A 25857-nucleotide genomic window follows, 5' to 3' on the forward strand; every position below is an offset into this window, starting at 1 on the left:
GTCAGATCTGGCGTTCGACCATCTTCAGCTTGAGCTCGGCGATCGCCTCGGCGGGATTGAGGCCCTTCGGGCAGGCCTTGGCGCAGTTCATGATGGTGTGGCAGCGATAGAGACGGAACGGATCCTCGAGATTGTCGAGCCGCTCGCCGGCCGCTTCATCGCGGCTGTCCTTGACCCATCGGTTCGCCTGCAGCAAGGCGGCCGGGCCGAGATAGCGGTCGCTGTTCCACCAATAGCTCGGGCATGAGGTCGAACAGCAGGCGCAGAGGATGCATTCGTAGAGACCGTCGAGTTTTCCGCGATCCTCGTGGCTCTGCCGCCATTCCTTCTGCGGCGTCGGCGTGGTGGTCTTCAGCCAGGGCTCGATCGAAGCGTATTGCGCGTAGAAATTGGTGAGGTCGGGCACCAGGTCCTTGACCACGGGCTGGTGCGGCAGCGGATTGACCTTGACCGCGCCGTCCTTCACGTCGTGCATCGACTTGGTGCAGGCCAGCGTGTTCTGGCCGTCGATATTCATGGCGCAGGAGCCGCAGACACCCTCGCGGCAGGAGCGGCGGAAGGTCAGCGTCGGGTCGATGTGATTCTTGATCCAGATCAGGCCGTCCAGCACCATCGGACCGCAATCCTTGGTGTCGACATAATAGGTATCGACTCCGGGATTTTTGCCGTCGTCCGGATTCCAGCGATAGACCTTGAATTCGCGCGTCTCGGTCGCGCCGGCCGGCTTCGGCCAGGTCTTGCCGCCGGTGATCTTCGAATTCTTCGGAAGCGCGAATTCAACCATTCTTCTAACCTTTCGTCCTTCCGGGGCGATGCGTCAGCATCGAACCCGGAATCTCGAGATTCCGGGTCTGGTCCTTCGGACCATCCCGGAATGACGGGCTGGGGTTTTGCTTTTCAATACACCCGCGCCTTCGGCGGGATGTACTGAACGTCGTTGGTCATCGTGTAGTCGTGCACCGGGCGATAATCGATCGTGGTCTTGCCGCCATCGTCGATCCACGCCAGCGTGTGCTTCATCCAGTTCTTGTCGTCGCGGTCCGGGAAATCCTCGCGGGCATGGGCGCCGCGGCTCTCGGTGCGGTTCGCCGCCGAGTCCATCGTCACCACCGCCTGCACGATCAGATTGTCGAATTCCAGCGTCTCGACCAGATCGGAATTCCAGACCAGCGAGCGGTCGGTCACGCCGATGTCGCTGATGCCGCCGTGTACCTTGTGAATCAGGTTGTGCCCTTCGTTCAGCACCTCGCCGGTGCGGAACACCGCGCAATTGTTCTGCATCACATGCTGCATGCTGTCGCGCAGCTTGGCCGTCGTCGTGCCGCCGGCGGCATAGCGGTAACGATCGAGCCGGCCGAGCGCCTTGTCGGCCGACCCTGCCGGCAATTCCGGCTGCTTGCCGTTCGGCGTCAGCTTTTCGGCGCAGCGCAAGGCGGCGGCGCGGCCGAACACCACGAGATCGATCAGCGAATTGGAGCCGAGACGGTTGGCGCCATGGACCGAGACGCAGGCCGCTTCGCCGACCGCCATCAGGCCGGGCACCACGAAATTGTCGTCGCCGTTCTTCTTGGTCAGCGCTTCGCCGTGGAAGTTGGTCGGAATCCCGCCCATGTTGTAATGCGCGGTCGGCACGATCGGGATCGGCTCGCGCGTCACATCGACGTTGGCGAAAATCTTTGCCGATTCGGAAATCCCGGGCAGCCGCTCGTGCAGCACCTTGGGATCGAGATGGTCGAGGTGCAGGAAGATGTGGTCCTTGTTCTTGCCGACGCCGCGGCCTTCCCGGATTTCGATGGTCATCGCGCGCGAGACGACGTCGCGCGAGGCGAGGTCCTTGGCGGACGGCGCATAGCGTTCCATGAAGCGTTCGCCCGCGGAATTGACCAGATAGCCGCCCTCGCCGCGCGCGCCTTCGGTAACCAGACAGCCGGCGCCGTAAATTCCGGTCGGGTGGAACTGGACGAACTCCATGTCCTGCAGCGGCAGGCCGGCGCGCAAGGCCATCGCGCTGCCGTCGCCGGTCTGGGTGTGGGCGCCGGTGCAGGAATGATAGATGCGCCCATAGCCCCCGGTGGCAAGCACGGTGGTTTGCGCGCGGAAGCGATGCAGTGTGCCGTCGTCGAGCTTGAGCGCGATCACGCCGCGGCAGGTGCCCTGGTCGTCCATGATCAGGTCGATGGCGAAGAACTCGATGTAGAATTCGGCGGAGTGGCGCAGCGCCTGGCCGTACATGGTGTGCAGCATGGCGTGGCCGGTACGGTCGGCGGCGGCGCAGGTGCGTTGCGCCTGGCCCTTGCCGAAGTCCACGGTCATGCCGCCGAACGGCCGCTGATAGATCCTGCCGTCTTCGGTGCGCGAAAACGGCACGCCCCAGTGCTCGAGTTCGTAGACCGCCTCCGGCGCCTGGCGCACCATGTATTCGATCGAATCCTGGTCGCCGAGCCAGTCCGACCCCTTGACGGTGTCGTACATGTGCCAGCGCCAGTTGTCCTCGTGCATGTTGCCGAGCGCCGCCGAAATGCCGCCCTGGGCCGCGACCGTGTGCGAGCGGGTCGGAAAAACCTTGGTGATGCAGGCGGTGCGCAGGCCCGCTTCGCTGCAGCCGACGACGGCGCGCAGGCCGGCGCCGCCGGCGCCGACGACCACGACATCGTAGGTATGGTCTTCAATCGGGTAGGCGTGGCCGTTGCTGGCAGGCGCGCCGTTCCCCTTGCCATTTCCGCCAACGGCCATGGGCTAAACTCCAGACGAAAGTTTGAGAATGGCGTAGATCGAAGCCAGCGCCACCGCGATCGAGAAGAAGTTGTTGGCCATCACGCTGGCGAGCTTCAGCTTCTCGTTATGGACGTAATCCTCGATCACCACCTGCATGCCGATCTTCATGTGCCAGGCGCTGGCGACGATGAACAGAAGCAGGATGATCGCGATCGGCAGCGAGCCGAGGATCTGCGCGGCGCCGGCCTGGTTGCGGCCGAGCAGCATCAGGACCACCACGATGACAGGCACGATCAGCAGCGTCATCGCCACTGCGGTGAGGCGCTGGCGCCAGAAATCGCCGGTGCCGGAATGCGAGGCGCCGAGGTTGCGGACGCGGGCGAGCGGCGTGCGCATGGATTTTGCGGGTGAAATTGGCGCGGTCATCGTCCGCCTCCGATGGCATAGGCGGCGATCCAGACCAGCACCGTCAGCGAAACGCCGCCGATCAGCGCGCCCCAGGTCAGCGTTTCACGTTCGCTGGCCTTGAAGCCGTAGCCGAGGTCCCAGACGAAATGCCTCAAGCCCGAAAGCAGGTGATGCAGCAGCGCCCAAGTGTAGCCGAACAGAATCAGCTTGCCGATGATGCTGCCGGTAAACGCCTGCACATTGGCATAGGCGGCCGGGCCGGAAGCCGCTGCGATCAGCCACCATGCCAGCAGCAGGGTACCGAAATACAGCGCGACGCCGGTAACGCGGTGGACGATGGAAAGCGCCATCGTCAGGGTCCAGCGATAGGTCTGCAGATGGGGCGAAAGCGGTCGTTCGATCCTGGCGGTCATCGGCGGCTTTGACGGTTGCGGGCCCGCGATGGGCCCTTCGGGGGATCGCGATAGACGAGGTCTATTTACGAAGTCGAAACAGTGAGCGCAACGATGAAAATCGCCAATTCCGAACCGCGGTTCACATCTATGGATGAGCCTTGCAATTAGCGGCGTTGACAAGCTTGGCGCGCGCTGTTGGCTGGTATACCTGAAGCACGATTCATGAACGCGCGCAGACTTGGCGCGGGCCGAAGGAAACCGGAGATGGCAATCGCTGGCCTTGATGTCCCGGAGCTTGCCGAACTGGCGCTCCTGCTGGTGGCGGTGGGGGCGCTGTCGGGTTTTCTGGCCGGCATATTCGGGATCGGCGGCGGCGCCATCCTGGTGCCGGTGTTTTACGAATGCTTCCGGCTCGCCGGCGTGCCGCTGGAAGTCCGGATGCCGCTGTGCATCGGGACATCGCTTGCCATCATCATTCCGACCTCGATCCGCTCGTATCGCGCCCATTACGCCCGCGGCGCCGTGGATATGGAGATCCTGCGGACCTGGTGGCTGCCGATAGTGACCGGCGTGATCGCCGGCAGCGTCACCGCGCGCTACGCGCCGGAGCGGCTGTTCAAGATCGTGTTCGTCATGGTGGCATGGTCCGCCGCGGCGCGGTTGCTGCTGGCGCGCGTAACCTGGAAGTTCGGCGACGACCTGCCGCGGGGGCCGCTGATGAAGCTGTACGGCTTCTTCGTCGGCCTGCTTTCGACGCTGATGGGCATCGGCGGCGGATTGTTCTCCAATCTGCTGATGACCTTTTACGGCCGGCCGATCCATCAGGCGGTCGCGACCTCCTCGGCGCTGGCGGTGCTGATCTCGATTCCCGGCGCCGCCGGTTACATCTACGCCGGCTGGCCGGCGGCGATGCGCTATCCCGAGGTGGCCGCGCTGCAATTGCCGTTTGCGCTCGGCTATGTCTCGCTGATCGGCGCCGTGCTTGTCATGCCGACCAGCCTTTTGACCGCGCCGCTCGGCGTCAAGGCCGCGCATGCGATGTCCAGGCGCACACTGGAAATGGCGTTCGGAACTTATCTGTTTCTCGTCGGCGGCCGGTTTGTGATCAGCCTGCTGTAGCCAGTCTGTCGGGACTATTTCGCGTAAATCTTCGCATAGGTGTCGCGCAGAATATTCTTCTGTACCTTGCCCATGGCGTTGCGCGGCAATTCCTCGACCACGATCACCCGTTTCGGCATCTTGAATTTTGCCAGCCTGCCGTCGAGCGCTTTCAGCACCGAGGCTTCGTCGACCTTGGCGCCCTTGTCGCAGACCAGGACTGCGGTGACGCCCTCGCCGAAATCGGCATGCGGCACGCCGATCACGGCGGATTCGATCACGCCCGGCATGGCGTCGATCTCACTCTCGATTTCCTTCGGATAGACGTTGAAGCCGCCCGAGATCACGAGGTCCTTGCCGCGGCCGACGATGTGGACATAGCCCTTGCCGTCGATCTTGCCGAGGTCGCCGGTGATGAAGAATCCGTCGTCGCGGAATTCGGCCTTGGTCTTCTCCGGCATCCGCCAATAGCCCTTGAACACGTTGGGGCCCTTGACCTCGATCATGCCGATGGTTTCGGCCGCCAGCTCCTTGCCGGTTTCGGGATCGGTGACGCGCACGGAGACGCCGGGCAGCGGATGACCGACCGCGCCGGGCACCCGCTCGCCGTCATAGGGGTTCGAGGTGTTCATGTTGGTCTCGGTCATGCCGTAGCGCTCGAGCACGGCATGGCCGGTACGTGCAAACCATTCGCGATGGGTGTCGGCGAGCAGCGGCGCGGAGCCGGAGATGAACAGCCGCATATGACTGGTGGCTTGCCTGGTCAGGGCAGGGCTTTGCAGCAGCCGCGTATAGAACGTCGGCACGCCCATCAGCACGGTTGCGCGCGCCATCAGCCTGATGATCAGGTCGGGGTCGAATTTCGGCAGGAAGATCATCGACGCGCGCGCGAACAGCGTGACGTTGCTCGCCACGAATAGGCCGTGGGTATGATAGATCGGCAGCGCGTGGATCAGCACGTCCTTGTCCGTGAAGCGCCAGTAGCCGACCAGCGAGAGCGAATTCGACGCAAGATTGTCATGCGTCAGCATCGCGCCCTTGGAGCGGCCTGTCGTGCCGGAGGTGTAGAGGATCGCCGCGAGATCGTCATTGGCGCGGGCAACGGTGTTAAACCCCGGCTTCGCCGTGGCGGCGGCGTCCGTCAGCGAGCCCTTGCCGTCGGCGCCCAGCGTTTCGACCCTGGCGCCGACCTTCGCGGCGATCGCGCCGATGCCTTCCGCCTTCGACGGATCGCACACCACCAGCGACGGCTCGGCGTCGGTGATGAAATATTCCAGTTCGTTCAGCGTATAGGCGGTGTTGAGCGGCAGATAGACGGCGCCGGCGCGGACGGTTGCGAGATACAGCACCAGCCCCGGCACCGATTTTTCGGTCTGCGCCGCGACGCGGTCGCCGGGCTTGACGCCTCGCGACACCAGCACGTTCGCCATCTGCCCGGCGCGGGCCACGAGATCGCCATAGCTGATGCGCTGTCCGTCGATCATCTCGATCGCGAGGCGCGAGGGATCGTCGATGCCGTCGAACAGGCGGGAAAACAGGTTGGCGTTGACGTTGGCGTTCATGCAACATTCCCTGAAGGGGCAAAGGCCGGAAAATTCCGCTGGCTGGATTAGCAAAAAGGCCCTTCACAAAGCAACGGAGACAGTTTGCATGTCAAATAACGGGAAACGCGTGGCCTGGGTGACGGGCGGCGGCAGCGGCATCGGCGAGGCCGGTGCGGAAGCCTTGGCCGCGGACGGCTGGACGGTAGTGGTTTCCGGGCGCCGGAAGGATGCGCTGGATGCGGTAGTGGCGAAAATCACTGGGAGAGGCGGCAAGGCCGAGGCGATTCCGCTCGATGTCAGCAAATCCGACGACGTGACCAGGGCCGCGGAGCAGATTCTCGCCAGACACGGCCGCATAGATCTCCTGGTCAACAGCGCCGGCATCAACGTACCGAAACGCAGCTGGGCCGACATGGAACTGGAAGGCTGGAACAAACTGGTCGATATCAATCTCAACGGCGTGCTGTATTGCATGCACGCGGTGCTGCCGGCGATGCGCAAGCAGAAGGACGGCTGTATCATCAACGTCGCGTCCTGGGCCGGACGTCACGTGTCGAAGATGCCGGGGCCGGCCTATACCACGACCAAGCATGCGGTGCTGGCGCTGACCCATTCCTTCAACATGGACGAATGCGTCAACGGGCTGCGGGCCTGTTGCCTGTCGCCGGGCGAGGTCGCAACCCCGATCCTGAAGCTGCGGCCGGTGGTGCCGAGTGAAGCCGAACAGGCGAAGATGCTGCAGCCCGAAGATTGCGGCCGCACCATCGCCTTCGTCGCCAGCATGCCGCCGCGGGTCTGCATGAACGAGATCCTGATCAGCCCGACGCACAATCGCGGTTTTATCCAGACGACGAATAACCGGGATTAATGCTCTTGCTTCTCACCTCCCCGCCACGCGCAAGGGCGCGTGGGGGGAGGGGGTGACAAGCATTGCCAAGCATTAGCGTTGCGAAGGATGAAGCATTCGAAGCCCGAGCATTCTTTGCATGGGGTTGTTTTCGCGATTTTGCTGCGACAGCTATTTCGAGACGGCTTTGCGGGTGAAGGCGGCGATCCGCTCGGCCATGTCGGGGCCCCGGCCCGCGCTGTGATAGATTTCGTGCGCCAGACCGGCGGGCTGCGGCAGTCCGTCGGTCTCGATCAGCAGGCGCTTGTTGGCAGCATGGCTGAACGATGAATGGGCTGTTATCTCCGCGGTCAGCGCCTGGATCGCACTGTCGAATTCGCCGTCCGCCACGCAGGCATTGGCGAGTCCCATCTCCAGCGCCTGGCGGCCGGAATAGGTGCGGCAGGTGAACATCATTTCCCGGGCCTTGTAGGTCCCGACCCGGCGTGGCAACCGCTGGCTGAGGCCCCAGACCGGGGTCAGCGCCCATTTGGCATGGGTGTCGCCGAACTTGGCGGACTCGGCGGCGAGAATGATATCGCCGGCGAGCGCCAGTTCCAGCGCGCCGGTGTAGCAATGGCCGTGCACCGCTGAGATCACCGGCAGCGGCAGATCGGCCAGCATTTCGATGACGTGCGACTGATAGTTCGGGCGCAGCGGCTTCTCGCCGGCGGCGATATCGCCGAGGTCGTGGCCGGCCGAGAAACACCGTCCGGCCCCGCGCAGCACCACCGCGCGCGCCGCGCCGCCGGCGATATCCTTCACATGGGATTCGAGCGCCTGGAAAACGTCGAGGTTCAGGGCATTGAGCTTGTCCGGGCGGTTCAGCGTCAGATAGGCGACGCCGTCGCGGTCGTCACGCAGCACGGATTGGGTCATGGGTCCTCGTCGCGGGGTTCCAGTCCCCGTCCGTCTGGCAGGTGCGCCGGACATAACGTGTCTTTCGTAAACCGGTCAATCGCCTGGTCAGTCGCTTGGCCGTCGAGCGGATCGCGGCAGTTGCGCTCCGGTGCAGCACACGGGCTGCGTTGAAAATAGTTTCAGGCATCACGATAAATTATTCTGCGAAACCGGCCCGAAAACCTCCCGTAACTCGGCCCGACGGCGACGCTCTGATCACCCACGGACAAGCGTCGTTGTTGCCCCTTCATCGCCGGCGGACCTCCGCCGGTCACCTCAATCATCGGGAGACGTTTCCATGTCCAAGCATATTGCACTCTTTTCCGCCGCCGCCTTCGGCGCCCTGGCTCTGACCGCCGCCGTCGTCGCGCCCGTCAGCGCGCAAGACAAGATGATGAAAAGCGAAATGTCCGGCGAGAAGACCGTGATGGTCGGCGGCGCCGCGATGTTCCCCTCGAAGAACATCATCCAGAACGCCGTCAACTCCAAGGATCACACCACGCTGGTCGCGGCGGTGAAGGCCGCCGGCCTGGTTGCGACGCTGGAAGGCAAGGGCCCGTTCACGGTGTTCGCGCCGACCAACGCCGCCTTCGGCAAGCTGCCGGCCGGCACCGTCGACACCCTGGTGAAGCCCGAGAACAAGGCGACCCTCACCAAGATCCTCACCTACCACGTGGTTCCGGGCAAGCTCGAAGCCTCCAGCCTGACCGACGGCAAGAAGCTCAAGACCGCTGAAGGCGAGGAACTGACGGTGAAGCTCCAGGACGGCAAGGTCTGGATCGTCGACGTCAAGGGCGGCACCTCGATGGTGACGATCTCGAACGTCAATCAGTCGAACGGCGTGATCCACGTGGTCGACACCGTCCTGATGCCGGCGTCGTAATACCGCAGGTATCCTGACCTTGTCCCAACAGGATGCGCGAGGCGCGAGCCGGGGCAACCCGGCTCGCTTTTTCGTGATCGCCATGGGCCACGGGCATCAACCTGATAGCTGCCTTGGCAGTAACGAAGCGCCTTCCTCCGGCGTATAAGCACGTATCGGCCTCTTCTCAGCGTGGAACAGCCAGGGAATCACCATGTCCAGCCTCGCAGTCAACGACCGGCACGCCGCGGCCGCCACGCCGGCGAAGGTCATCCAGCCGGCCTGGGTCCGGACCCTGCACTGGATCAACGCGGTGGCGATGATCCTGATGATCATGTCGGGATGGCAGATCTACAACGCCTCGCCGCTGTTCGATTTCAAGTTCTCGAGCTCGATTACGCTGGGCGGCTGGCTCGGCGGCGCGCTGCTCTGGCATTTCGCGGCGATGTGGCTGCTGATGGTCAACGGCCTCGTCTACCTCGCGCTGGGTCTTGCAACCGGCCGTTTCCGCAAGAAGCTGCTGCCGATCACGCCGGAGGGCGTGATCTCCGATGCCAGGGCGGCGCTGACCGGCAAACTGTCGCACGACGACCTCACCAAATACAATTACGTGCAGAAGCTGCTCTATGCGGGGATCATCGCGATCGGCGTCCTCGTCGTGCTGTCGGGTCTGGCGATCTGGAAGCCGGTGCAGCTGCAATATCTGACGGCGCTGTTCGGCGGCTATGATGCCGCGCGCTACGTCCACTTCATCTGCATGGCAGCGATCGTCGCGTTCCTGATCGTACATGTCGCGCTCGCGGTGCTGGTGCCGAAAAGCCTGCGCGCCATGGTCATCGGCCGCTGAGTCCAAATCTGGGAGCATCTATCATGGGTCGACTTCGTTCGCTTCTGATATCAGGCGTCGACAAGCAGTTGCTGGTCAGGGACGCCACCAGGCTGATGCCGGACCTGACGCGCCGGCGCTTCATATCCGGCGGCGCCAGCCTCGGTGCGCTGACGCTGCTGACCGGCTGCGATGTCTCCGACTCGTTCTCCGCCGAGGAGATGCTGAAGCAGATCTCGAAATTCAATGACGGCGTGCAGGCGGCGATCTTCAATCCGAATGCGCTGGCGCCGACCTTTCCGGAAAGCGCCATCACCAAGCCGTTCCCGTTCAACGCCTACTACGGGCTCGACGACGCGCCTGATATCGACGGCAAGGAATGGAAATTCGAGGTGCGCGGTCTCGTCGACAACAAGAAATCATGGACGCTGGAGGAGCTTTACAAGCTGCCTCAGGTCAAGCAGGTCACCCGCCATATCTGCGTCGAGGGCTGGAGCGCGATCGGAAGCTGGACCGGCACGCCGCTGCGCGATTTCCTCAAGCTGGTCGGCGCCGACACAAGCGCGAAATACTGCTGGTTTCAGTGCGCCGATAAGGATGGCTATAACAGCCCGCTCGATATGCGCACCGCGCTGCATCCGCAGACCCAGATGACCTTCAAATTCGGCGACGAGATCCTGCCGCGCGCTTACGGCTATCCCATGAAGATTCGCGTGCCGACCAAACTCGGCTTCAAGAATCCGAAATACGTGGTCTCGATGGAAGTCACCAACGACTACAAGGGCGGCTTCTGGGAAGACCAGGGATACAATTCGTTCAGCGGGAGCTAGAGCGAGCGTTCATCTTCTTCTTCCCTCCCCACCACGCGCAAGGGCGTGTGGAGGGAGAGGAGACGACGAGGCGGCGTATCTCTTCGCCATCACGCCGTCGAATGCCATTTTCAGTTCGGCGATCGACGGCGCCAGCCCGGTGAATAGTTCGAAAGCGTCGGCGGCTTGATAGATTGCAAGTTCGCGCCCGGTCATCACGCAGGCGCCTTTGGCCTTTGCCGCGGTCAACAGGGGCGTCCAGAGCGGTGAATAGACCGCGTCGGCGACCCACAGCCCGGCATGCAGCAGATTGTCCGGAACCGGCGTGTCAACACTCGGCAACATCCCGACCGGCGAGGCGTTGACCACTCCCGCGACACCGTGCAGCGCGTCCTCGACGTTGGGGGTAACGCTTGCCTTTGCGCCTATTTCTTCTTGGCCTTCCAGCCGGGCGGCCAGCTGCGCGGCCTTGGCGCGGTCGCTATCGAAGATCCGCAGTTCGGGGACGCCGAGCCCGGCCAGCGCGAACGCAATCGCCTTGCCGACACCGCCGGCGCCGATCACGGCGACGGCGCCGTGCGGGGAGGCCGTCACCAGTGGGGTAACGGCTCGTGCGAAACCTGACGTATCGGTGTTGTGGCCGATCAATCGCCCGTCGCGAACGATGACGGCATTGACGGCGCCGATCCGTGCCGCACCCGGCGATAGTTCATCGAGCAGATCGAGCACGGCTTCCTTGTAGGGAAAGGTGACGTTGATGCCGGTGAAACCCAGCCGCCGAACGCCCTCGAGCACCATCTTCAGCTCTTCGCGCCCGGCGCCGGCTATCTCGACGAGCTGATAATGGCAGCGAAGGCCCAGCGCCTCGGCGGCCCGCTCGTGCATGGCCGGCGCGGCCGACTGCGCGATCGGCGCGCCGAGCAAACCGGCAAGAAAGCGGCGACTTGAGGCGCGCGGGCTGTGCGTGGCGGATGTCATCGTCTCAGGCACCAGGCATCGAGATCGGTCGTGCAGAATAGCATATCAAGACCAAGTCGCGCACAGCGCAACAAGGCGCCCTGACCGGATCTATGATTTCCGAGCCAGCCGTCCCTGAAACGCCGCGGCGATCGCGCCCACCGCCAGCATCGCCGCCGAGACGTTCAGCGCATAGGACAGGCTGCCCATCGCGTCCGTGACGGCGCCGACCGCGATCGGCCCCAGTGTCTGGCCGATTCCGAACGCGATGGTCATCGCCGCGATGCCGGCCGGCCACGCCGCCGGCGGATAGTTGAAGCGGACGAAGGCGGTGGTCGATCCGACCACGGCAAAAAAGGCGACGCCGAACACCAGCGCCGAGATCGCCAGCAGGAATGCGGAATGGCCGAAAATCGGCAGCGCCGCCCCGACCGCGTTGACGCCGAGAATGACGGTCGTGGAAAGGCCGCCGCGGTCGAGCGCCAGCACGCGGCGCCATACCCAGGGCGTGACGAAGGCGCTGAGGCCGATCAGGCTCCAGAACGCGCTTTGCGCCGCAGCGCCCCCGCCGGCGTCGCGGACATAGGCGATCATGAACGTCATGTAGGCGATGTACCCGGCGCCGAACAGAAAATAGCCGATGAGATAGATCAGCACCGGGCGGATCGCGAATTTGGTGGCCGCCGCATCGCCGATGCTGGCGGTGGTATCGAGCGGCGCCAGCAGCAGCGGAACGGTCATGGCGACCGCGAGCAATGTCATCGCCCACCACACGATCCACCACGATCCCGGCCCGAACGCCTGCAGCACGAACGGCGCGACCAGCCCTGACGACAGGATGCCGACCCCCGGCCCGGCGTAGAACAGGCTCAGCAGGAAATTGGCGCGTTCGGGCCGCGATTGCGCGATGGTCGCCGCCAGCGCCCCGCCGCCGACGAAACCTGCGGCCGCGCCGAGCCCCGCCAGCAGCCGCGCGAAACTCAGCACGATGAAATTGTCCGAGAAGGCGCACAGCGCCAGCGACAGCACGCAGGCGAGCGTTCCCCAGCGCACCGTTGCTGCGAGGCCGAAGCGCTTGATCAGGCGCGAGGCGGCCAATGCACCGGCGAGATAACCGGCGGCGTTGATGGTGTTCATGAAACCCGCCGCGGAATAGGACCAGCCGAGCGTGTCGCGCATGTCCGGCAGCACCAGCGCATAGGCGAAGCGGCCGATGCCGAGACCGACGGTGGGCCCTAGCGACAGGATCAGGATCAGCCGCGCGGGGTGCGGATAGGGATTGGAATGATCAGGAGATTTCACGCAAGGCTCCGGCAGCGAGGTTATCGCAGACGATGCGGATCGTTCGCAACGGCACTGGCCGCGTGGCTGCCAGACGCTCGCCGCAGTACAGTCCGAGGGCATCCCTTGTCGCCGGTGCTATCTCCAGCCTTGACACCCCCACGCATGGATGACACCGTCAACGTAAGGTTGATTCATCTATTTCGATCGTTTCGCCGATGTTTATTTCTCCGAGTTTGGTATTCGTTGCTGGTCTTGTCGTTATCGTTCTGGTCGCTGGCGCGCTGGTTGCGAGGATCAGGCAACTCGACGCAATTGAACGCTCAATCGAACATCTTGAGGACAAGGCTCAGCGGACGCGTCTGAGACTCGATGTTCTTTCGATCCGAAGCAACGTCCACGCGCTTGTGTTGATCTCCGCCGTGGCTTTCCTGCCAGCGTTGTTCGAGGTCCGGAAATCGCTCACATCCGAGAACACCGAGGGGCGGTTGACATCGAGGGAGCTTGCGCCATCGATTGATCGGGAATTGCAGAAGCAGCAGCATCAACAGATCATAGATGCGATCCGCAGCCTACGCCCCGATACGCCGTCTCAGTTTGAGAGGCAGACGCAGGCCAAATTGGCCGAGTTGGAGGAGCAGCTGAAGCAACGCCGTCCGGACATGCCGGGCGAGGTGGCTGTCACGAACTCGTCCGTCATGTCATCACTGGTATCATTGATCACCGGCTTCGGCTTCGTCGTGTTGGTAGCTTGTACGGTGGCGATCCTGGCATTCCTCTATCTTCTATGGTCCAACGAATCGATACGGACGCCGGCCTATGCCGTCGCATCAGCGGCCGTCGTCGGTGGCTCGGTCTGGAGCGGCGCCACGCTGCTCAAGGATGTCAGCCTCATCAAAAAAGTCGATTCCCTGATCAAGTTCGAATACAGACCGGAATTGAAATCGGGCCCAACGTCCGAGCCGCAGTCGACGGATATCAAGCTCGACCTCAACCTTCAGCTCGCGAACCTGCCTTTCGTGAAGATGGCCTGTGGCGACGACTACGCCGGTAGTGGGCGGATTAGTCCGTTCGAGGATGGAACGAGCAGATTGGTGGGTGAGCCGTTTGCGAAGCTTAACAGGATGGCGAATTCCCTGGCTGCCGACGTCGTCGCAGGTCGCATCATTGCAATTGTGCTGACCGGTTCGGCCGACAGGCGGCCTTTGAAAGCGGCGACGGCGACGGAGTTTAATTCGAATCAGGGTCTGGCGGAGGCACGGGTTGCGGTCGTGCGAAAGCAAATTGAGAAAGAACTTGACGAATTGGCGGAGAAGCGCAGGGAGAAGATCAGGGCGCCATCCATCATTGAATCATATGCGGGTCCTACAACAACGCACGCAAATCTGCCGATTACCCGACTTTCCGCTGATCGCGCGGTCCAGGTTTGCGTGCTCCTGAATTCCGAGAAACCGGCAACGCCGTCAGCTTTGCCGACGTCGCCAGCGAACGATCCGCCGCCGCCCAGGTGATTTCCTAGCCCGCCAGCACCAGCGCGACGCCGGCCACGGTGAGCACGGTGCCGCCGACGATCCGCGCGGTGATCACGATGTGCTTGAGCATGATCATGCTCAGCAGCACGGTGACCAGTGGGTAGACCGCGACGATCGGTGCGACCAGCGTGATCGGTCCGTGGCGCACGGCGGAAAACATCGACAGCGTGGCGAGGCCGTTGACAATACCGGTGACAGCAAACCACGAGATGCCGGATGCCGGTGCCTTCGCGACAAAGGTTCCCTCGCGCACGCGGCCAACACCACCAGGGACGACATGACATGGCCGATCAGGCAGGCCCAGAGCGGGCTCGGCCACACTTCGAGCCCGAGCTTGACGACCGGCGGTATGACGCCGCGGACCAGCGCGGCGGCCAGCGGCAACAGTAGCGCCCAGCTTCGCCAGTGTCCGAGGTCACGCGGCCGGGTGACGCTGATGATGACGGCGCCATCACCGCGATCATGAGGCCGGCCAATTGCACGGCCCGCAACGGCTCGTGCAGCAGCACGACGGCGAGCGAAACCGAGAACAATGGCGCGAGATTGCTGAGCGTCGAGGTGATGACCGGCCCGAGTGCGCGGTTGGAGGCAAACGCAAGCAGCGTCAGCCTCGCCGGAAAGAACAGGCCGATGGCGGCGGAGATCGGCAGGCCGCGCCAGACCACCGGCTCGCCGGCGAGCAGGATCGGCGAGAGCACGAGGAACAGCAGCGTGAAGGCGGGGACGCTGACGGCAGCACCCGCCAGCGGCTCCATGGTCCGCAGGCCGAGTTGCGAGGTCACCACGCCGGCGCCCAGAAAGGCCGCCGACGCAAAGGCAAACAGGATGGCTGCGGTCATGCGTTCCATCTTACGACGGGTATTGAAACCGATTTTCTCGCCCATGGCGAGCGTCTTGCCAATCTTCTCGCGGCGTTCTAGCACTCCGCCCGCCCGCAAATTGGAGCAAAACGAGGACCCGACATGGCGACCCATAAACTGCTGCTTCTCCCCGGCGACGGCATCGGCCCCGAAGTGATGGCGGAGGTGAAGCGCCTGATCGACTGGCTCAACGCGCAGGGCATTGCGCATTTCGCGACCGAGCAGGGGCTGGTCGGCGGCTCGGCCTATGACGCCAGCAAGCAGAGCATTACCGATGCCACCATGGCGCTGGCGACGGCCGCCGACGCCGTGATCTTCGGCGCGGTCGGCGGTCCGAAATGGGACAGCGTTCCCTATGACGCGCGCCCCGAGGCCGGGCTGTTGCGGCTGCGCAAGGATCTCGCTCTGTTCGCCAATCTGCGCCCGGCAGTGTGTTATCCGGCGCTGGCCGACGCCTCGAGCCTGAAGCGCGAAGTGGTCGAGGGCCTCGACATCATGATCGTGCGCGAACTCACCGGCGGCGTCTATTTCGGCGAGCCGAAGACCATCACCGATCTCGGCAACGGCCAGAAGCGCGCCATCGACACCCAGGTTTACGACACCTATGAAATCGAGCGCATTGCGCGGGTCGCGTTCGATCTGGCGCGCAAGCGCCGCAACAAGCTGACCTCGATGGAAAAGCGCAACGTCATGAAGTCGGGCGTGCTCTGGAACGAGGTGGTCACCCAGGTCCATGCGCGCGAATACAAGGACGTCCAGCTCGAGCATCAACTGGCCGATTCCGGCGGCATGAATCTGGTGAAATGGCCGAAGCAGTTCGACGTCATCGTGACCGACAACCTGTTCGGCGACATGCTCTCCGACATCGCGGCGATGCTGACGGGCTCGCTCGGCATGCTGCCGTCGGCTTCGCTCGGCGAGGTCGACGTCAAGACCAAGAAGCGCAGGGCGTTGTACGAGCCGGTGCACGGCTCGGCGCCGGATATCGCGGGGACAGGTGCTGCCAATCCGATCGCGATGATCGCCTCGTTCGGAATGGCGCTGCGCTATTCGTTCGACATGGGGGCGCTGGCCGACAAGCTCGATGCCGCGATTGCGGCCGTGCTCGCCAACGGCCTGCGCACCGCCGACATCAAGTCGGAGGGCACCACGTCAGTCAGCACGACGCAGATGGGTGAGGCTATTCTGAAAGAGCTGCAGGCGTTGCACGCCTAAGCAACGATTGCACCCGCCATAAAAAATGCCCGGCTTGGCCGGGCATTTTCGTCTGAAGCGATGCGCTCAATACAGCGGGAACCGCTGCGGATATCCGCCCATGTCCGACGGCGGGTTCAACGGCTGGCGGTCGATCGGGCGGTTCAGGTTCTCGCGGGCGAACGATGGGTAGCCGAGTTCCGGCGGAAATGCGTAATCCTGGAACTTGCGGTCACCGGGCAGCACTTCGGTGCCGGCATCGAGCCAGGAGCGTGTGGTGACGTAAACGCGGGTCCGCGGTCCCTGCTGGTAGGATCGGTTGGGACCGTTCGCGCCATAGTAGGGACGGCCGTTCCGGTCGTATCGCTGCTTGGTCTGCGCGCCCGCCGGCGTCATGTCGAAGCTGATTGCGACAACCGCGGTGGCGGCGAGCAAGGCTGCGAGCTTGGTCGCAGCGGGGAATTTCAGGGTCATCAGGTCCTCACGGGCGGCCGGACCGCCATATCCGATTTGCAACCATCTTAGCTGCGGTGGGTATAGCGCCACTAGGTCAATTGGGCCACACCGCATCACAATAATGCGGCGCGAAGCCGGGAAGTTGCATGAAAACCAATATCTTGCCGGAGTGCCGCCTCAAAGCGTGCCGCGCAGCCCCGGGTTTTCCGGGCCCGTTACCCAGTCGGATGAAGGGGCGGCGGCGCAGCTGCTGCGCCTGAGTTCGGCGCGGGCGAACAATTCGGCCAGTTTCGGGTCGTTTCCGGCCGTCAACAGCATCAGTCGGCTCAGTACGCAGGAGATCGCGGCGCGCCGCGCCGGCAAGGTCTCCCCCTGGCATGACCACCCCGAAATCCGCAGATCGGGCTCATGGAGACGCTTGATGAAGCCAAGGCAGCCCCGGCCGCCTCCGGCGGAGCCGGCGAGACGAAACAGCGTCACCATGCCGAATTTGCTGTCGACGACGCCAGCCGCCTCCGGCTCTGACCGGCCCCCGAAGCTCATTCGCTCGGCGATTTCGGCCATGGCGGGCCCCGACTGGCCTGGTTCGGCCCCGGGGCGATAGATTTCGAGTTCGGCAACCGGCCTTTCCCCTGGGGTACCCCAGCGGAGGATATCCTTGCGGCCGCCCTCGGGATGCCGAAGGACCTCATAAGAGACTGTCTTATCTAATGAATCGAGCTTGCTGATGGCAAACGCCGGATGCGAGCGCGAAGCCTCGCTCCAGCCCGCCTCCGGGGCGGGCTCGGCATCGGCAATTTCGGGCAGTTGGTCCCACAGATGCGCGCCGAGGATGGCGAGCAAAGCGAGCGCCCCCACATAGGCCACGAGACGCGCCAGCATGCCGCAGCATTCGTCAGCAAAGCTGGTCAGCGCCGGATGTATCCTGCTCGGGTAATGTGAGCCGGTGCGGGAAGCCACAAACGATTGCATCAGATGCCCAAGGGGCAGCGGTCTAACGTTGTCTTATGGGCATTTCTCGCATAGAAGCGCTGCCTCTTCCCTTTCCGCTTCGAGCGGTGGGCAGGCATTTTTCGTCGGAGAGTGAACGATGGGTTACAAGATCGCGGTAGTCGGCGCGACCGGCAATGTCGGGCGGGAAATGCTCAACATCCTGGACGAACGCAAATTCCCGGCTGACGAGGTGGTGGCGCTGGCGTCGCGCCGCAGCTTGGGCGTCGAAGTGTCCTATGGCGATAGCACCCTGAAGGTCAAAGCGCTCGAGAATTACGACTTCTCCGACGTCGATATCTGCCTGATGTCGGCGGGCGGTTCGGTGTCGAAGGAATGGTCGCCGAAGATCGGAGCCGCCGGCGCGGTCGTGATCGACAATTCGTCGGCCTGGCGGATGGATCCGGACGTGCCGCTGATCGTTCCCGAGGTCAATGCGGATGCGGTGGCGGGCTTCGCCAAGAAGAACATCATCGCCAATCCGAACTGCTCGACGGCGCAGCTGGTGGTCGCGCTGAAGCCGCTGCACGACAAGGCCGTGATCAAGCGCGTGGTGGTCTCGACCTATCAATCGGTGTCGGGCGCCGGCAAGGACGCCATGGACGAGCTGTTTTCGCAGACCAAGGCTGTCTATACCAACAGCGAGCTGATCAACAAGAAATTCCCCAAGCGTATCGCCTTCAACGTCATCCCCGAGATCGACGTGTTCATGGAGGACGGCTACACCAAGGAAGAGTGGAAGATGATGATGGAGACCAAGAAGATTCTTGATCCCAAAATCAAGCTCACCGCCACTTGCGTGCGGGTGCCGGTGTTCGTCGGCCATTCCGAAGCGGTCAATATCGAGTTCGAGAATCCGATCTCGGCCGACGAGGCGCGCGACATCCTGCGCAACGCGCCGGGGTGCCTCGTGATCGACAAGCGCGAGCCCGGCGGTTACGTCACGCCATACGAGGCGGCCGGCGAGGACGCGACCTACATCAGCCGCATCCGCGAGGACGCGACGGTGGAGAACGGCCTCGTGCTGTGGTGCGTATCGGACAATCTGCGCAAGGGCGCTGCGCTGAACGCGATCCAGATCGCCGAATGCCTGATCAACCGCAGGCTGATCAGCGCCAAGAAGAAAGCAGCTTAGGAAAGCAGCGTAAGGGCGGCGTAAGCGCCGGGATTGCGGAGCCGGAATCGCGATGACCGAACAGCCTGCTCCCTACAAGCCCAATCCGAAGCTGAAACGCGTCGAGCGGGGCTTCGAAGGCGTGATCTTCAACAGCCGCTGGCTGATGGCGCCGTTCTACTTCGGCCTCGTCGTCAGCCTGGCGGTGCTGCTGCTCAAATTCTGCATGGTGCTGTGGGAGTTCATCCTTCATGCGCCGGGCTCGAAAGAGTCCGACATCATCCTCGGTGTGCTCAGCCTGATCGACATCTCGCTGACCGGCAATCTGATCCTGATCGTGGTGTTTTCCGGCTACGAGAACTTCGTTTCGAAGATCGATCCCGGCGGCCATCCGGACTGGCCGGAATGGATGACCAAGATCCATTTTGGCGGCCTGAAACAGAAGCTGCTCGCCTCGATCGTCGCGATCTCGGCGATCCAGGTGCTGAAGGCCTTCATGAACATGGACACCGTGTTCGACCCGACCAAGCTGGCCTGGCTGGTCGGCGTCCACCTGATGTTCGTGGTCTCGGCCTTCATGCTGGCGCTGGCCGACCGCTGGGGCGGCGGCGAACATGGCGGCGAGTAGCGCTCCGCCGCGGAAATGCGGACGCATATCTTCGCGCTGTTGGAAAATTTGAATCACGGGCAGCGATCTCGCTTACCCTCCCCCTCCAGGGGAGGGTGAAGAAAATCACCTCGCCGCTTCTTCCCTGACGCTGCGAAACTCCTTTGCCGCCCGATCGAGTACGAACAGCGAGCCCTCGGCGACGCCGAAATAAGCGCCGTGCAACCCCAGCCTGCCTTCTTCCACCAGCGCCCGGACGAACGGAAACGTCATCAGGTTCTCGAGGCTGCGGAAGATCGCGGCCTTCTCGATCCGGATGGTGAAGTCCTGCATCGACTCGCGCTCGCGCTGTTCGACCACTTCGCCCGGCTTGATGAACATCTGCATCCACCTGCCGATGAAATCGCCGGGCGACAGCGGCTCGATATTGTCGATGAAGGCGCGGATGCCGCCGCATTGCGCATGGCCGAGCACCACGATGTGCTTAATGCGGAGAACGTTGACCGCATATTCCAGCGCCGCCGATACGCCGTGGGCGCCGCCGTCGGGCTGATACACCGGCACCAGATTGGCGACGTTGCGCACCACGAACAATTCGCCGGGGCCGGCATCGAAGATCACTTCCGGCGACACCCGGGAATCGCAACAGCCGATCACCATCACCGCCGGCGATTGGCCGCGCTCGGACAGTTCACGATAACGCGTCTGCTCGGTGGGCAGTCGCTGCGACGTGAAGGCCCGGTAGCCCTCGAGCAGATGTTTCGGGAATGCCATGCGAGTTGCTAACCATAAGGCGAAAGCCGGAACAAGGCTTTCGGACGACCTGCCGAAATGTTATCGGCTGAGGCTCGAACCGCCAAGGAACCGCCAAGGAACTGCCCAAGCAACCGCCCAAGCAACCGCCACGCGAACGCCGAGGGAACCAGCCGATGATCCGACCGCGCCGCAGCCTTCTGTTCATGCCCGGGTCAAATGCGCGGGCGCTGGAAAAAGCGCGCAATCTGCCCGCCGACGGCATCATTCTCGATCTCGAGGATTCCGTGGCGCCGGACGCCAAGGCGATGGCGCGCGACCAGATCGCTGCAGCCGTCGCCGCGGGCGGTTTCGGCAAGCGCGAGATCCTGATCCGGGTCAATGCGCTGGATTCGCCGTGGTGGATTGACGACGTCAGCATGGCCGGCAAGGTGCGGCCCGACGGCATTCTGGTGCCGAAGATTTCCAGCGTCGAGGATCTCACGGCGATCGCCAATCGCCTCAGCGACATCAACGCCGACCTGTCGATCCGGGTCTGGGCGATGATCGAGACCGCGCGCGCGGTACTGCATGCCGAGCAACTTGCCGCCGCCTCGCGCGATTCTGAGACGCGGCTCGCCGGCTTCGTGTTCGGACCGAACGATATTTCGCGGGAGACGCGGATACGGATGCAGCCGGGGCGCGCGACGATGCTGCCGATGATCACGCATTGCATTCTTGCGACGCGCGCTTACGGTCTCGAAATTCTCGACGGCCCTTACAGCGATTTCAGCAATTTCAACGGCTTCGGCCAGGAATGCACGCAGGCTCGCGATCTCGGCTTCGACGGCAAGACCCTGATCCATCCGGGCCAGATCGAGGCCTGCAACGCGATCTTCACGCCGCCGGCGGAGGAAGTCGCCCTCGCCCGCAAGATCATCGCCGCGTTCGAACAGCCCGAGAACGCCTCGCGCGGCGCGATTTCGCTCGACGGCCAGATGGTGGAGCGGCTGCATGCCGACATGGCCAGGCGCACGATCGCGATCGCCGACGCGATCGCGGCGATGGGCCAGCCGTAATCGATACGGCTAGTACTGACTATGTGAGATCGGTGAGTCGCTTGCTGCCCATGCTTCGAGACGCTCGCGTCGCTCGCTCCTCAGCATGAGGTTGTTGTGTTTCAACAAGTTAAACCTCATCCTGAGGAGGCCATGAAGTGGCCGTCTCGAAGGATGGGCAGCAATACAGATTTGTGATTCCAGGTACTAGTTGCGCTTCAGGCTGAGGATGTAATCGATCAGGTTGTCGGTCTCATCGGCTTTGAGGATGAGATTCGGCATGTTCCCGTGGCTGGTCTGCAGGAACACCTTCAGCGAAAGCGCCGTGGTCGATATCTGGTTGGCGATCTTGATGAAATCCGGTCCGGGGTTTGCGGTCCCGATCGTTGCCGCTTCGATGGCGTGACACTCCCTGCACCAGGCCTCGGCCAGCCGATGGCCCGCCGCGGCGCTGGAGGATTGCGCGCCGCTGGCATTGTGCAGCCGGATGAAGAACAGCGCCACCAGCGCAAGGATGACGGCCAGCACAATGTGGATCCAGTTGGTGCGCGACATCTTCATCTGTTCACCGTAAGAGCGCCGCGCGCCCGGCCTTACTGCTTCACCGGCCGCTCCAGGCTGTCGATAGTCGGCGCATTGAGGCAATAGCCCTCATAGTGCTCGGCGGCGGTGCCGGCGGCGAGATCGCGGTCGCATTCGCGCTTGTTGGCGCACAGGGCGCAGACCCGCTCCATGTCGCGCAGCACCAGAGGCTGGGTGCGCGCCAGATCGGCTTCGTCGATGCCGAGAACTTTCAGCATCTTCGGCAGCTCATCGGCGGCATGCGGTCCCTGACGGACCAGCGTATCCAGGACGCCGGGCGAAACCCGCAGATCGCTGGCGATTCGGTCGAAATCGGCGGTGTCCATCTGGCGGATCTCGCTGAGTTCCCGTCGGTGCCGCAGCCAATCGGCAAACGTATTCATCAGCAGTTCGACGCGAGGAAACGGGTGTTCTTGGACGGTCATGGGACCCCTCCGCAGGTGATCAGAATTTGATCCATATGAGCGCAAGGAAACAAAATGTCGTTGCGTTAGATCAAACAAGTCCGGCGGTCCGGCCCGCGCGAGGGCGTCAAGGCCGGCCGAACCGTTCCGCCGCCCACGCATACAGGCTGCCTGGAAGGGGCGGCTGGCTGCCACGGCCTTTCGGCGAGATGTGAAACCCCGTTATGTCGGGATCGCCGATCAGGGCTGTGAAATCCGCAGGCTCGAAGAACAGTCGTGGTTCGGCATGAACCGCATAAAAGGATTTCTTCGGCAAGGCGTAACCGAGTTCGCCATGGCGGGCCGCGAGCGCGGTCAGCGCCGCCGGACCATAGATCGCGACGCGGATATCGGAGAGGCGGTTCGATTTGCCGCGCAGCTTGCGCAGGCCGAAGATCAAGCGATGCCGCAGCGCCAGCCAGTCCGGCGTCAGTTCGTCCTGCCGCATCAGCGCTTCGAACGCCGTGACGATGGCGTCGTCCGCGGGCAGATAGAGCACGGAGTTGCCGAGCTGGCGCGGCCGTTCCCAGGCGAAGAAAGGTTTGCCTGGATCGATATCGACCGGCTTCAGCAGCAGCACGTCGGCGTCGAGCCACAGTCCGGCGCCGCGCGCCATCAGCCGCATCCGGAAGAAATCCGAGAACTGCAGCGTGGTCCAGTCGCGCCAGGTGCCGTCCGGTTGCGGCGGGCGAAGCTTTTCGGAAAAGGCGTGCGGCAGGATCGCTTCGGCTTCGGCATTACCGACGCCGTCGGGCAATCCCGCCAGCGGCTCGAAACTGTAGACGGTGACCTTGTGGCCTGCCGCGACCTGCGAGCGCAGGCAGGTCTGCCGGAGCCGATCGAGCGGACCGTGCCAGAAGGTGACGACGTCAGGCCGCATGCACGACACCTTCCGCGGCGCTCTCGAGCGAAGGGGCTTGCGGTGGGATCAGGCCCAGGCGCGCGCGGTCTTCGCCTTCGCCTCATAGGCGTCGATCGAGGCCTTCTTCTCCATGGTGAGGCCGATGTCGTCGAGGCCGTTCATCAGGCAGTGCTTGCGGAACGGATCGATCTCGAACTTCACCGTGCCGCCGTCGGGGCCGCGGATCTCCTGCTTGGCGAGATCGACGGTCAGCGTCGCATTGGCGCCGCGTTCGGCATCGTCGAACAGCTTGTCGAGATCTTCCTGGGTGACGCGGATCGGCAGGATGCCGTTCTTGAAGCAGTTGTTGTAGAAGATATCGCCGAACGAGGTCGAGATCACGCAGCGGATGCCGAAATCGAGCAAGGCCCATGGCGCGTGCTCGCGGCTCGAGCCGCAGCCGAAATTGTCGCCGGCGACCAGCACCTTGGCGTTGCGATAGGCCGGCTTGTTGAGGATGAAATCCGGATTCTCGCTGCCGTCGTCCTTGTAGCGCTGTTCCGAGAACAGGCCCTTGCCGAGGCCGGTGCGCTTGATGGTCTTGAGGTACTGCTTGGGGATGATCATGTCGGTGTCGACATTGATGATCTTCAGCGGCGCCGCGACGCCTTCCAGCGTGGTGAACTTGTCCATCGGATGCACTTTCCGGCTAGATTTGGGGATTGAGGCCGTTACGGGCTGTGGTTTATCGTGAATACGGCCGGTATTAAAGGGTAAATCGCGCGCATTCCGCAAAAGTGGGCACCGGTTTTGCGACAAGGAATACGCGCCGGAATGGGGCTAATCAACGGTCGCCTCGATCGCTTCCATGTCGGCGTCGGAGAGGCCGAAATGGTGGCCGATCTCGTGAATCAGCACGTGGCGGACGATATGGCCGAGGGTTTCGTCATGTTCGGCCCAGTAATCCAGGATCGGGCGGCGGTAGAGCCAGACCATATTGGGCAGCCGGGCGATGTCATCATTGCTGCGGAACGGCAGCCCGACGCCCTGAAACAGGCCGAGCAGGTCGAATTCGCTCTGCGCCTGCATCTCGTCGAGCACCTCGTCGGTCGGAAAGTCGTCGACGCGGACGATCACGCCCTCGCACAGCTTGCGAAAGCCCTTCGGCAGGCGCTCGAAAATCTCGTGCGCCATGGCTTCCATTTCGGCCAGCGACGGCGCCTTGGCTTTGGTCCACATGGCGTCTGTTTAACGCGGGTTCCGCCAATATGCCTACCGGTTTTGCGCTTCAAGTGGAGTTGACCTCGGCGCGGCAATCGGAGACGTTGCGGCCACCAACAGGTTCGGGTGGGCGTCATGATGCGGATTGGGACGGCGGCACTATTGGCTGCTTTTGTCGGGCTGTTGCTGCCCGGGGCGGCCGCGCAGGCGCAGACCGCGCCGTCGGGGATCAGGGCTGCGCAGGCAGCGCCCACCGATATCTCGGCCCAGCGGCGCCGAGTGATCCGGCGCGTGCCGGTCTATCCGCGCGAGCAGTGGGAGCCCGACGTCTATCCCCGTTACAATCCCGGCCCCAATGCGGTGCGGGTCTGCACCGCCACCTATGTGCAGGAATACCGGCCGAGCGGCACCGTCATCACGCCCCGCATGAACTGCTACTGGCGGCGGGGCTGAGGCTCTCCTCAACGCTTTTGTCGGACGCGTTCCCCTCGCATCGGGGGGCGGGGCAGGCTTTGACTGCCGCGCCGCGCTGACGGTCCCTCTATCGAAGCAGTTTCGCAACATGCGGACGACGGCCTGCGTCGGTGCCGATTGATGCTTCGTGCATGCAAAGGCGGGAACCGGCTCGCGCGTTTCGCGTTCATCGTTGTGGCGCTGCCATTGGCTTCATACTCGAAGCCGTTGGCTCGGGCTTGACGGCCTGCGTTGCGGCGCAACGTTGATTTAAATCATGGTGTCGCCGGTGATATCCGCGCAACTGAAGTCTGCTTTCTTGTGGTGTGCCCGCAGAAGGTCGCGGGAAGACCCGGAGTTGATCAGTCGAGCAATAGAGGAGGCTTTCATGAGGAAATGGACTGGCGCAGCCATCCTGGCGCTGACGCTGATGATCGGCGGTTCGGCTGCGATCGGTTCTGCCGCGGCGGCGCCGTTGCAGACCGAGCTGCAAAAATCGCAAGCGTCGAGGGCGACCGACTTCAGCGCGCACCGCTACTATCGGCGCTATTATGGCTACGGCTATCGGCCCTATTACCGTTACGGCTATCGGCCGTATTACCGGCGCTATTATTACGCGCGGCCATACTACTATCGGCCGTATCCGTACTACTATGCGCCGTATCCCTACTACTACGCACCGGCGCCGTTCGCGCCCGGCTTCAGCTTCGGGTTCGGGTTTGGGCCACGATGGGGGTGGGGGTGGTAACCGTCGAGGTCAGCTAGCTAGTCCCTGGGGCAAAGCCTTTTGCCAGCAGCACGACGCCGTGTGCGCCGGCTTTGCGGTCCTTCGAGATTTCCAGATATTCCGGCGAGGTCGCCCAGGCCTGAAAGGCGGCCTCGTCCGGAAACGACATCAGCACCAGCTTGTCGCGATCCCACGCGCCTTCCAGCACCTGCGGATTTTCATCGGCTGACAGCAGCCGCCCGCTGAATTTTCTGAACACGTCGAAGAAGCGCGCCTGATAGCGGTCATAGGCCGCGCGGTCGGTCATCTTCAGTTGCACGATCGCATAAACGGTCATCTCTAATTCCTGGCCGGCATTGCCGCGCG

Annotated in this window: 31 protein-coding genes; 12 read left to right on the forward strand and 19 right to left on the reverse strand. The window is 63.3% G+C overall.

The window, feature by feature from the left end; genetic code table 11:
* Position 1: 1 nt before the first annotated feature.
* The 4 genes from KMZ68_RS01550 to sdhC form a co-directional block, all read right to left on the reverse strand.
* Complete coding sequence (locus KMZ68_RS01550) at positions 2-784, reverse strand: succinate dehydrogenase iron-sulfur subunit (protein WP_215614178.1); 783 nt, start codon at positions 782-784, stop codon at positions 2-4.
* Positions 785-897: 113 nt separating this feature from the next.
* Positions 898-2733, reverse strand: a complete 1836-nt coding sequence (gene sdhA, locus KMZ68_RS01555; protein ID WP_215614179.1) for a succinate dehydrogenase flavoprotein subunit — start codon at positions 2731-2733, stop codon at positions 898-900.
* A gap of 3 nt (positions 2734-2736) precedes the next feature.
* Entirely contained in the window at positions 2737-3111 is a 375-nt protein-coding gene (gene sdhD / locus KMZ68_RS01560; protein WP_371741489.1) for a succinate dehydrogenase, hydrophobic membrane anchor protein, read from the reverse strand.
* A 26-nt stretch (positions 3112-3137) separates the two neighbouring features.
* Complete coding sequence (sdhC, locus tag KMZ68_RS01565; protein ID WP_215614181.1) at positions 3138-3536, reverse strand: succinate dehydrogenase, cytochrome b556 subunit; 399 nt, start codon at positions 3534-3536, stop codon at positions 3138-3140.
* A 246-nt stretch (positions 3537-3782) separates the two neighbouring features.
* On the opposite strand from sdhC, the gene KMZ68_RS01570 reads away from it, so the two are divergent.
* On the forward strand, positions 3783-4637 hold the full coding sequence (locus KMZ68_RS01570) for a sulfite exporter TauE/SafE family protein (RefSeq protein WP_215614182.1): 855 nt from the start codon (positions 3783-3785) through the stop codon (positions 4635-4637).
* A gap of 14 nt (positions 4638-4651) precedes the next feature.
* Here KMZ68_RS01570 and KMZ68_RS01575 read toward each other — a convergent pair whose 3' ends face one another.
* Positions 4652-6178, reverse strand: a complete 1527-nt coding sequence (locus KMZ68_RS01575) for a malonate--CoA ligase (RefSeq protein WP_215614183.1) — start codon at positions 6176-6178, stop codon at positions 4652-4654.
* An 88-nt stretch (positions 6179-6266) separates the two neighbouring features.
* On the opposite strand from KMZ68_RS01575, the gene KMZ68_RS01580 reads away from it, so the two are divergent.
* A complete protein-coding gene (locus KMZ68_RS01580; RefSeq protein ID WP_215614184.1) occupies positions 6267-7028 on the forward strand; it encodes an SDR family oxidoreductase in 762 nt (253 codons plus the stop codon).
* 150 nt (positions 7029-7178) lie between these two features.
* On the opposite strand, the gene KMZ68_RS01585 is transcribed toward KMZ68_RS01580, so the two are convergent.
* A complete protein-coding gene (locus tag KMZ68_RS01585) occupies positions 7179-7925 on the reverse strand; it encodes an enoyl-CoA hydratase/isomerase family protein (RefSeq protein WP_215614185.1) in 747 nt (248 codons plus the stop codon).
* Positions 7926-8244: 319 nt separating this feature from the next.
* Here KMZ68_RS01585 and KMZ68_RS01590 point away from each other — a divergent pair, with 319 nt between their 5' ends.
* The 3 genes from KMZ68_RS01590 (at position 8245) to KMZ68_RS01600 (ending at position 10464) form a co-directional block, all read left to right on the forward strand.
* Positions 8245-8829 (forward strand): fasciclin domain-containing protein, encoded by a 585-nt coding sequence (locus tag KMZ68_RS01590; RefSeq protein ID WP_215614186.1) that lies wholly within the window; start codon positions 8245-8247, stop codon positions 8827-8829.
* Positions 8830-9022: 193 nt separating this feature from the next.
* Positions 9023-9655, forward strand: a complete 633-nt coding sequence (locus tag KMZ68_RS01595; RefSeq protein WP_215614187.1) for a cytochrome b/b6 domain-containing protein — start codon at positions 9023-9025, stop codon at positions 9653-9655.
* 23 nt (positions 9656-9678) lie between these two features.
* On the forward strand, positions 9679-10464 hold the full coding sequence (locus tag KMZ68_RS01600; protein WP_215614188.1) for a molybdopterin-dependent oxidoreductase: 786 nt from the start codon (positions 9679-9681) through the stop codon (positions 10462-10464).
* 9 nt (positions 10465-10473) lie between these two features.
* Here the strand turns inward: KMZ68_RS01600 and KMZ68_RS01605 are convergent, their stop codons facing one another.
* Together KMZ68_RS01605 and KMZ68_RS01610 are read right to left on the reverse strand one after the other, a co-directional pair.
* Entirely contained in the window at positions 10474-11421 is a 948-nt protein-coding gene (locus tag KMZ68_RS01605) for a shikimate dehydrogenase (protein WP_215614189.1), read from the reverse strand.
* Between the two features lie 90 nt (positions 11422-11511).
* The gene (locus KMZ68_RS01610; RefSeq protein ID WP_249779490.1) at positions 11512-12702 is read right to left on the reverse strand and encodes a YbfB/YjiJ family MFS transporter; all 1191 of its coding nucleotides are present in this window, start codon (positions 12700-12702) and stop codon (positions 11512-11514) included.
* Positions 12703-12899: 197 nt separating this feature from the next.
* Here KMZ68_RS01610 and KMZ68_RS01615 point away from each other — a divergent pair, with 197 nt between their 5' ends.
* A complete protein-coding gene (locus KMZ68_RS01615) occupies positions 12900-14192 on the forward strand; it encodes a hypothetical protein (protein WP_215614191.1) in 1293 nt (430 codons plus the stop codon).
* A 4-nt stretch (positions 14193-14196) separates the two neighbouring features.
* On the opposite strand, the gene KMZ68_RS01620 is transcribed toward KMZ68_RS01615, so the two are convergent.
* Both KMZ68_RS01620 and KMZ68_RS01625 read right to left on the reverse strand, forming a co-directional pair.
* Entirely contained in the window at positions 14197-14466 is a 270-nt protein-coding gene (locus KMZ68_RS01620; protein WP_215614192.1) for an EamA family transporter, read from the reverse strand.
* A gap of 37 nt (positions 14467-14503) precedes the next feature.
* On the reverse strand, positions 14504-15052 hold the full coding sequence (locus tag KMZ68_RS01625; protein WP_215614193.1) for a DMT family transporter: 549 nt from the start codon (positions 15050-15052) through the stop codon (positions 14504-14506).
* A 123-nt stretch (positions 15053-15175) separates the two neighbouring features.
* Between KMZ68_RS01625 and leuB the strand changes: the two genes are divergently transcribed.
* Positions 15176-16288 carry a 3-isopropylmalate dehydrogenase gene (gene leuB / locus KMZ68_RS01630; protein WP_215614194.1) on the forward strand — a complete coding sequence of 371 codons (1113 nt, stop codon included), beginning with the start codon at positions 15176-15178 and terminating at the stop codon, positions 16286-16288.
* Between the two features lie 66 nt (positions 16289-16354).
* Here leuB and KMZ68_RS01635 read toward each other — a convergent pair whose 3' ends face one another.
* Together KMZ68_RS01635 and KMZ68_RS01640 are read right to left on the reverse strand one after the other, a co-directional pair.
* On the reverse strand, positions 16355-16741 hold the full coding sequence (locus KMZ68_RS01635; RefSeq protein WP_215614195.1) for a hypothetical protein: 387 nt from the start codon (positions 16739-16741) through the stop codon (positions 16355-16357).
* A 159-nt stretch (positions 16742-16900) separates the two neighbouring features.
* Entirely contained in the window at positions 16901-17695 is a 795-nt protein-coding gene (locus KMZ68_RS01640; protein WP_215614196.1) for a hypothetical protein, read from the reverse strand.
* Between the two features lie 118 nt (positions 17696-17813).
* Here KMZ68_RS01640 and KMZ68_RS01645 point away from each other — a divergent pair, with 118 nt between their 5' ends.
* Together KMZ68_RS01645 and KMZ68_RS01650 are read left to right on the forward strand one after the other, a co-directional pair.
* Positions 17814-18848 carry an aspartate-semialdehyde dehydrogenase gene (locus tag KMZ68_RS01645; RefSeq protein WP_215614197.1) on the forward strand — a complete coding sequence of 345 codons (1035 nt, stop codon included), beginning with the start codon at positions 17814-17816 and terminating at the stop codon, positions 18846-18848.
* A 52-nt stretch (positions 18849-18900) separates the two neighbouring features.
* Positions 18901-19455: a TIGR00645 family protein gene (locus KMZ68_RS01650; protein WP_215614198.1), complete on the forward strand. Its 555-nt coding sequence runs from the start codon at positions 18901-18903 to the stop codon at positions 19453-19455.
* 105 nt (positions 19456-19560) lie between these two features.
* Here the strand turns inward: KMZ68_RS01650 and KMZ68_RS01655 are convergent, their stop codons facing one another.
* Positions 19561-20208 carry a carbonic anhydrase gene (locus tag KMZ68_RS01655; RefSeq protein ID WP_215614199.1) on the reverse strand — a complete coding sequence of 216 codons (648 nt, stop codon included), beginning with the start codon at positions 20206-20208 and terminating at the stop codon, positions 19561-19563.
* Positions 20209-20363: 155 nt separating this feature from the next.
* On the opposite strand from KMZ68_RS01655, the gene KMZ68_RS01660 reads away from it, so the two are divergent.
* A complete protein-coding gene (locus KMZ68_RS01660) occupies positions 20364-21245 on the forward strand; it encodes an HpcH/HpaI aldolase/citrate lyase family protein (protein WP_215614200.1) in 882 nt (293 codons plus the stop codon).
* Between the two features lie 186 nt (positions 21246-21431).
* On the opposite strand, the gene KMZ68_RS01665 is transcribed toward KMZ68_RS01660, so the two are convergent.
* From KMZ68_RS01665 to KMZ68_RS01685, 5 genes are all read right to left on the reverse strand, one after another.
* Positions 21432-21785: a cytochrome c gene (locus tag KMZ68_RS01665; RefSeq protein ID WP_371741398.1), complete on the reverse strand. Its 354-nt coding sequence runs from the start codon at positions 21783-21785 to the stop codon at positions 21432-21434.
* 32 nt (positions 21786-21817) lie between these two features.
* A complete protein-coding gene (locus KMZ68_RS01670) occupies positions 21818-22231 on the reverse strand; it encodes a hypothetical protein (protein WP_215614201.1) in 414 nt (137 codons plus the stop codon).
* Between the two features lie 106 nt (positions 22232-22337).
* Positions 22338-23129, reverse strand: a complete 792-nt coding sequence (locus tag KMZ68_RS01675) for a capsular polysaccharide synthesis protein (RefSeq protein ID WP_215614202.1) — start codon at positions 23127-23129, stop codon at positions 22338-22340.
* 48 nt (positions 23130-23177) lie between these two features.
* The gene (leuD, locus tag KMZ68_RS01680; RefSeq protein ID WP_215604443.1) at positions 23178-23783 is read right to left on the reverse strand and encodes a 3-isopropylmalate dehydratase small subunit; all 606 of its coding nucleotides are present in this window, start codon (positions 23781-23783) and stop codon (positions 23178-23180) included.
* 147 nt (positions 23784-23930) lie between these two features.
* The gene (locus KMZ68_RS01685) at positions 23931-24329 is read right to left on the reverse strand and encodes a metallopeptidase family protein (RefSeq protein ID WP_215604444.1); all 399 of its coding nucleotides are present in this window, start codon (positions 24327-24329) and stop codon (positions 23931-23933) included.
* Between the two features lie 117 nt (positions 24330-24446).
* On the opposite strand from KMZ68_RS01685, the gene KMZ68_RS01690 reads away from it, so the two are divergent.
* Both KMZ68_RS01690 and KMZ68_RS01695 read left to right on the forward strand, forming a co-directional pair.
* Positions 24447-24764, forward strand: coding sequence for a hypothetical protein (locus tag KMZ68_RS01690; RefSeq protein ID WP_215614203.1), 318 nt, complete (start codon positions 24447-24449; stop codon positions 24762-24764).
* 388 nt (positions 24765-25152) lie between these two features.
* Positions 25153-25512 carry a hypothetical protein gene (locus KMZ68_RS01695; RefSeq protein WP_215614204.1) on the forward strand — a complete coding sequence of 120 codons (360 nt, stop codon included), beginning with the start codon at positions 25153-25155 and terminating at the stop codon, positions 25510-25512.
* 13 nt (positions 25513-25525) lie between these two features.
* Here the strand turns inward: KMZ68_RS01695 and KMZ68_RS01700 are convergent, their stop codons facing one another.
* Positions 25526-25828 carry a DUF1330 domain-containing protein gene (locus KMZ68_RS01700; RefSeq protein WP_215614205.1) on the reverse strand — a complete coding sequence of 101 codons (303 nt, stop codon included), beginning with the start codon at positions 25826-25828 and terminating at the stop codon, positions 25526-25528.
* Between the last annotated feature and the right edge of the window lie 29 nt (positions 25829-25857).

This window comes from Bradyrhizobium sediminis, from assembly GCF_018736105.1.
In the GTDB taxonomy this organism is placed as follows: domain Bacteria; phylum Pseudomonadota; class Alphaproteobacteria; order Rhizobiales; family Xanthobacteraceae; genus Bradyrhizobium.